Origin of the sequence: Aeromonas sp. 6P, from assembly GCF_051919525.1 — a bacterium.
Taxonomy (GTDB): Bacteria; Pseudomonadota; Gammaproteobacteria; order Enterobacterales; family Aeromonadaceae; genus Aeromonas; species Aeromonas veronii.
This window is the reverse complement of the sequence record NZ_JBQBEO010000002.1, coordinates 113,719-120,000: the sequence shown is the minus strand read 5'-3', so window position 1 is coordinate 120,000 and position 6,282 is coordinate 113,719. Positions and strand designations below refer to the sequence as shown.

At 60.1% G+C, this 6,282-nt stretch carries 6 protein-coding genes (1 of these 6 only partly in view); 1 reads left to right on the top strand and 5 read right to left on the bottom strand.

Annotation, left to right across the window (positions count from 1 at the left end; all coding sequences use genetic code 11):
• On the bottom strand, positions 1-1,685 hold the 5' portion of the coding sequence (polA, locus tag ACTG2J_RS00610) for a DNA polymerase I (RefSeq protein WP_113740652.1). 1,081 nt of this gene lie to the left of the window's left edge; 1,685 of the gene's 2,766 nt are visible here — the first part of the coding sequence; its start codon is at positions 1,683-1,685; the stop codon falls past the left edge of the window.
• Between the two features lie 400 nt (positions 1,686-2,085).
• Here polA and elbB point away from each other — a divergent pair, with 400 nt between their 5' ends.
• Complete coding sequence (gene elbB, locus ACTG2J_RS00605; RefSeq protein WP_106844590.1) at positions 2,086-2,736, top strand: isoprenoid biosynthesis glyoxalase ElbB; 651 nt, start codon at positions 2,086-2,088, stop codon at positions 2,734-2,736.
• A 72-nt stretch (positions 2,737-2,808) separates the two neighbouring features.
• On the opposite strand, the gene ACTG2J_RS00600 is transcribed toward elbB, so the two are convergent.
• The 4 genes from ACTG2J_RS00600 to fieF form a co-directional block, all read right to left on the bottom strand.
• Positions 2,809-3,018, bottom strand: a complete 210-nt coding sequence (locus ACTG2J_RS00600; protein WP_005339554.1) for a cell division protein ZapB — start codon at positions 3,016-3,018, stop codon at positions 2,809-2,811.
• Between the two features lie 246 nt (positions 3,019-3,264).
• Entirely contained in the window at positions 3,265-4,545 is a 1,281-nt protein-coding gene (locus ACTG2J_RS00595) for a hypothetical protein (protein ID WP_439997062.1), read from the bottom strand.
• Positions 4,546-4,565: 20 nt separating this feature from the next.
• Positions 4,566-5,345 carry a serine O-acetyltransferase gene (gene cysE, locus ACTG2J_RS00590; protein ID WP_019446522.1) on the bottom strand — a complete coding sequence of 260 codons (780 nt, stop codon included), beginning with the start codon at positions 5,343-5,345 and terminating at the stop codon, positions 4,566-4,568.
• A gap of 8 nt (positions 5,346-5,353) precedes the next feature.
• Positions 5,354-6,265 (bottom strand): cation efflux pump FieF, encoded by a 912-nt coding sequence (gene fieF / locus ACTG2J_RS00585; RefSeq protein ID WP_005339551.1) that lies wholly within the window; start codon positions 6,263-6,265, stop codon positions 5,354-5,356.
• Positions 6,266-6,282: the final 17 nt, after the last annotated feature.

Here is a 6,282-nt window from a genome sequence, read left to right as displayed (position 1 = left end):
GCCTGCTTCTCCAGCTCCGCCAACCGCAGCTCGATCTCCTGGCTCTGCTGGTGCAGCAGCTTGGGATCGATGGTGGTGCCGAGCAACTCCATCCGCGCCAGTACCGGCAGCAGGGGCAGTTCGATCTCGCTGAATACCTTGGCGAGACCCGGCACGGCCTCCAGCTGACCCCACAGGGTCTGGTGCAGACGCAGGGTGATATCGGCATCTTCCGCCGCATAGGGGGCCGCCTGCTCCAGCTCGATCTGGTTGAAGGTGAGCTGTTTCACCCCTTTGCCCGCAATATCTTCAAAGGAGGTGGTCTCGACCCCGAGGTAACGCTTGGCCAGCGAATCCATATCGTGACGACTGGCGGTGGAGTTGAGCACGTAGGACTCGAGCATGGTGTCGTAGGCAATACCCTGCAGGTCGATGTCGTGGTTGAGCAGCACGTTGCGATCGTACTTGAGGTTCTGCCCCACCTTGAGACGAGTCGGATCTTCCAGCAGCGGCTTGAGCTTGCCGAGCACCACGGCCTCGCTCAGCTGTACCGGTGCCCCCAGATAGTCGTGGCCAAACGGCACATAAGCAGCCTTGCCCGGCTCAACCGCGAAGGAGACGCCGACGATCCGCGCCTCCATGTAATCGAGACTGGTGGTTTCGGTATCGAAGGCAAACAGCGGTGCCGCTTTCAGCTGTTCCAGCCAGCCGTCAAACTCGGCTTCGTCCAGAATGCAGCGGTAGTCGGTTTCGATGGCGGCAACCGGAGCGGCGCTCTCATCGCCAGCTTCGTCCTGTCCGGCGCTCTCGCTCCCCTCTCCACCACCGGATTCCAGCTCCTTGATCAGGTTGCGCAGCTCGTATTCGCGATAGACCGCCAGCAGGGACTCCTTGTCGACCGGCTTGAGCAACAGCTCTTCCAGACTCTGTTCCAGCTCGACATCGGTCTTGATGGTCGCCAGTCGATAGGAGAGACGAACCTGCTCCTCCTGCTCGCGGAACTTGTCGGCGAACGCCTTGGAGCCACGGAAGCCGAGCGCAGCTACCTTGTCGAGGTTGGCGGCAATCTCGTCGATACTGCCAATTCCCTGCAGCAGAGCCAGTGCGGTCTTCTCGCCGACACCGGTCATGCCGGGAATGTTGTCGACCTTGTCCCCCATCAGGGCCAGATAGTCGATGATGAGCTCGGGCGGTACGCCGAACTTCTCGATCACCCCTTCCCGATCGGTCTTCACATCTTTCATGGTGTCGATCAGGGTGACATGGTCGGAGACCAGCTGCGCCATATCCTTGTCACCGGTGCTGATCAGCACCGGCAGCTGCTTCTCGGTCGCCTGGCGGGCCAGGGTGCCGATCACGTCGTCGGCTTCAACCCCCTCCACCATCAGGAAGGGGAAACCCATCGCCTTGATCATCTGGTGGATCGGGGCAACCTGGCTGCGCAGATCGTCCGGCATGCTGGCGCGGGTCGCCTTGTACTCGGGATAGATGTCGTCGCGGAAGGTCTTGCCCTTGGCATCAAACACCACGGCCACATGACAGTCAGGATATTGCTTGCGCAGGCTGCGCATCATGTTGGCCATGACACGGACGGCGCCGCTCGGCAAACCGGTCGATGTGCGCAGATCAGCCTGCTGGGAGGCGAAGAAGGCGCGGTAAAGATAAGAGGAGCCGTCGACCAGAATAAGGGGGTTGCTAGGGGCCATGAAATCGTCCTGCCAGAGATAAACAGCCGCTAGGATGCCACAGGGCCCCCCTCACACCAAGGGGCGCAGCAACAGCACACAGCGCCTGATAAAGGGACTCAAGCTGTGGATAACTCTGTGTTCAAAAATGGGGCGCATCAGAGCGCACAGTGATAAAACTGTGCGTAAGAATATAAAAAGCCATTAAAAACAATATATTGAGATCGTAAAAACCGATCGCAAGACAGTTAGAATGATCTCGATCAATGTGGAAAAAGATTTAAGGGAGTAGGTACGGCAGGATCCAAAACGAAACAATCCTAGCACAGCAAGATGACTTGACCAGCGGAGGGCGAGCGATAACCATACAAAAGTACAACAATCCATCCTGGCTCACATTTTCAACAACGAGGAGTTTGCCATGAAAAAAGTGGCCGTGATTTTGAGTGGCTGCGGTGTCTTTGACGGGGCCGAAATCCACGAGGCCGTCATCAGCCTGCTGGCGTTGGCCCGTCAGGGAGCCGCCGTCCAGTGCTTCGCCCCGAACGTGTCGCAACTCCATGTCATCAACCACCTGACCGGTGAAGTGAGCGAGGGAGAGAGCCGCAATGTGCTGGTCGAAGCGGCCCGCATCTGCCGTGGCCAGATAAAGGATGTGGCCGAGCTGGATGCGGCCGATTACGACGCGCTGCTGGTGCCCGGCGGCTTTGGCGCGGCCAAAAACCTGTGTGACTTTGCTATCAAAGGAGCCGAATGCCAGATCCAGCCCGATGTGCTGAAAGCGTGCCAGAGCTTTGCCAAAGCCAACAAACCGGCCGCCTATATCTGCATCGCACCCGCCATGATCCCGCTGATCTATGGCGCCGGGACGCTGGCGACCATAGGCCATGACGAGGGTACCGCCAACGCCATCGAGGCGATGGGCGGCAGCCATCTCAACTGCCCGGTCAACGAATTCGTGGTGGATCAGGAGCGCAAGGTGATCTCCACCCCCGCCTACATGCTGGCCAACAATATTGTCGAAGCGGCGGATGGCATCGAGAAGACTGTCAAACAACTGCTTGCGCTGTAATCTCAACCCTGCCAAAAACAGACGGGCCGCTCATGGAGCGGCCCGTTTTCAATTCTGCCTGAAGGCGATGAATTAGATGGTTTCGCCCATCTGATCCATTTTGCCCAGCAGGGCACGCAGACGCTCCTGCCATGCAGTGTGCTCGTTGCGCAGCTGATGGTTCTCGTCTTGCAGCTTGCTGTTCTGCTCTTTCAGCTCGTCCAGCTCCATCTTCAGCAGGGAGATGTTGTCAACGGCGGATTGTACTTTGGATTCAAGTTGCTCAAGGACTTCTAGTGACATATGCATACCTGTTTGTTCAATTGCGATGCCCCACAGAGGGCGATTCAAGCGCGTGAAGCCAGCATACCCCGAGCGCATCGGCACAAACAAGCCAGTGCGCTGTAAAATGCGCCTTCCATAGATGTATTGTCTAAATATGCGTCTATTTTTCTCGCATCCTGCGCCCGAGCCGCGACAACACACTGAACCATGCGTAAAAGACCCCGCCGCCCGCGCATCATTTGCCCCCTCCTGACGGCGCCGCCGTTATCCATGCAAGGCGATATAAGCCCCCAGCAACAGACAGGCGACCACATACATCAGCAGGCCGTAGAGCAGGTTCCAGCGCAGGATCAACCCGGCACTGAGGTTATAACGGGAGGCCAGCGCCAGATTGGATCCGGAGAGCGGACTGGTGCCGGTGGCAAGCCCCCACCCCAGCAGGAAACACATACCGAGCAGGCTGGGATCCGGCGCCAGCGGCCATAGCAGTGGCGCCAACCCGGAGATGCTGATGAGCGGATGCACCCCGACGATGGCCACCAGCAAAATCAATAGCAGAGTGAGGGATGCCTCAAGCCAGCCAAAGTGGTTGAACAGCGGCAGGCCGTGACCGGCACCGAGATCGATGACCGACAACGCACTGTTGATGCCTGCCGCCAGCAAACCGGCCCCCAGAAACAGCACCAGCTGACCACCGATGGCGGGAAAGCGCTCCACCACCTGCCGCTTGAGGGCCGCCTTGCGCCCGGCCCTAGGCATAAAAAGCAGCGCCAGCAGCGGGGCCACCAGCGCGATCACCGCCAGAATGCCGAGCTGGGGCCAGATCTGCTTGATGAGCAGTACCAGCAACGCCAGCGTGACCGGCAACCCCAGAGTCTGCAACCGCAGCGGATAACCGGCAAAGTCGGCCACCCCGATCCGCTCCACCTGCCAGGCGGTCAGCCCCATCGCCAGCAAGGCGGCGAAGATCCCGAACGGCAGAATATGGGAGAGCTGCAAGCCCGGCGCATAGGTGAGCGCCACCGCCATGGCGACAAAGAAGGGTGACCAGAAGGCAGCCGCACAGAAGATCCGGCTCAGCACCATCACCTGACGCCGCTCCAGGGTGCCATTGCGCTCCAGCCGATCGCCGATGATAAAGAGCACCGAGAGGTTGATGACCGCCCCCAGCAGATTGAGGCTGGCCATAGTGCTCCACAGCCCCTTTCGCCCGGTCCAGGAGGTGGTGCCGGTCAAGAGACCCGAGGTAGCGAGATTGAGGGTGCTCACCGCGGCAAACATGGTGAGCATATTGATGTTGGGCAGCAGCCAGTCACCGGCGGTGAGGGGCGCGCCCTGCCACCAGGAGAAGATCAACAGCAGCAGGGCGGCACCATACAAGGCCAGCGCCTGCCGCTTGGCGGCACCCACCAACCAGGGCCAAGTGAGCAGTGACGCCCCCCAGGCCGCCATGGCCGCAGGCCAGGGGGAGAGTCCCAGATAGAGATGCAGCAGGTTGAGCAGCCACATCCCCAAAATCAGATAACCCGACCAGCGTTTGGCCATCGACTACTCCGGCCGGGAGATCAGAGACACTGATCCATATCCAGTGAAGGCTTGTCGCACTCCGGACGGCCGACGATCTTGGCGGGTACGCCAGCGACCGTGGTATGAGGCGGCACCGGGTTGATCACCACGCTGCCCGCGCCAATTTTGGCACCCACGCCCACTTCGATATTGCCGAGCACCTTGGCGCCCGCCCCTATCATCACCCCTTCGCGGATCTTGGGATGGCGATCGCCGCTCTCCTTGCCGGTACCGCCGAGGGTCACGCTCTGCAGGATGGAGACGTCATCTTCAATCACCGCCGTCTCGCCCACCACTATGCCGGTGGCATGGTCAAACATGATCCCTTTGCCGATGCGGGCGGCCGGGTGCACATCCACCCCGAACACCACCGAGATCTGGTTTTGCAGATAAAGGGCCAGCGAGCGGCGCCCCTGACGCCACAGCCAGTTGGCGACCCGATACCCCTGCAGGGCATGGAACCCCTTGAGATAGAGCAGCGGGGTGGAGAAGAGATCGACCGCAGGATCCCGCTCCTGCACGGCGCAGATGTCGGCCGCCACTACCGTCAGCAGCTCGGGCTCGCTGCGCAGGGCCAGCTCGATCACCTCGCGCAGGGCGATGGCGGGCATGGTGGCGCTGTCGAGTTTATTGGCCAGCTGGAAGCTGAGGGCCGAACGCAGATTCTTGTGATTGAGAATGGTGGAGTGGAAGAAGCTGGCCAGCATCGGCTCCTGGGCCGCCATGCACTGTGCTTCTTGCTGAATTTTGTGCCAGGTTTTGGCAACCAGTTCATCCATGTTGCAGCCTACTGTTGTTCTGGGTGAGGGCTCTGTTGTTCTTTTGTCAGCACCGAGATGGGGTCCATGTGGATGATGACATCCATCCGCTCGAATGCCTGGCGTACCGCCAGTTCGGCTTCATCGGCGATCTGATGGGCCTTGACCAGGGGGATCTGATCATCCAGTTCAAGATGCAACTGTACGAATCGGGTCGGCCCGGATTGACGGGTGCGCAGGTCATGTACGCCGTGTACACCTTCTACGGCACAGCAGAGCGCCATTATTCTCGCTTGTTCTTCCGCTGGCAACTGACGATCGAGCAGCGCCTGCACCGACTCGTAGCCGATGTGTCCCGCCCCCCACAACAGGAATAGCCCGATCAGGATGGCAAACAGGCCGTCGGCCCAGTACCACCCCTGCCCCGCCAGCACCAGCGCCAGCAAGACACCGGCATTGAGCAGCAGATCGGAGCGGTAGTGCAGCATGTCGGCCTTGATGGCCACACTGTTGGTCTTGCGAATAACGAAACTCTGAAAACTGACCAGCAGCAGGGTCAGCACGATGGATCCGCCGCTGACCCAGAGACCCGCCTCCAGCCGCAGGATAGGCGCCTGATTGAGCAGGGATGAAATTCCGTGCATCACCAGCAGCAGGGCGGAGCCGGAGATAAAGGCCGACTGGATGAGGCCCGCCAGCGACTCCGCCTTGCCGTGGCCGAAACGGTGTTCGTCATCGGCGGGGGCAAGCGCATAGCGAATGGCCAGCAGGTTGATGATGGAGGCACTCACATCCATGAAGGAGTCGGTGAGCGACGCCAGCAGGGTCGACGAGTCGGTCATCAGCCAGGCGATCAGTTTGCCGATGATCAGCAAGGTAGCGGTGGTGACCGCCGCTATGCTGGCAAAGGTCACCCAACGGGAATATTGTTGATGGCTCAAAACCGGCTTTCCTCTGG

Bases quoted from the DNA above. Each gene is read 5' to 3' on its own strand.
- elbB (WP_106844590.1), top strand. From the start codon at position 2,086: ATGAAAAAAGTGGCCGTGATTTTGAGTGGCTGCGGTGTCTTTGACGGG.
- cysE (WP_019446522.1), bottom strand. From the start codon at position 5,345: ATGGATGAACTGGTTGCCAAAACCTGGCACAAAATTCAGCAAGAAGCA.
- ACTG2J_RS00600 (WP_005339554.1), bottom strand. From the start codon at position 3,018: ATGTCACTAGAAGTCCTTGAGCAACTTGAATCCAAAGTACAATCCGCC.
- ACTG2J_RS00595 (WP_439997062.1), bottom strand. From the start codon at position 4,545: ATGGCCAAACGCTGGTCGGGTTATCTGATTTTGGGGATGTGGCTGCTC.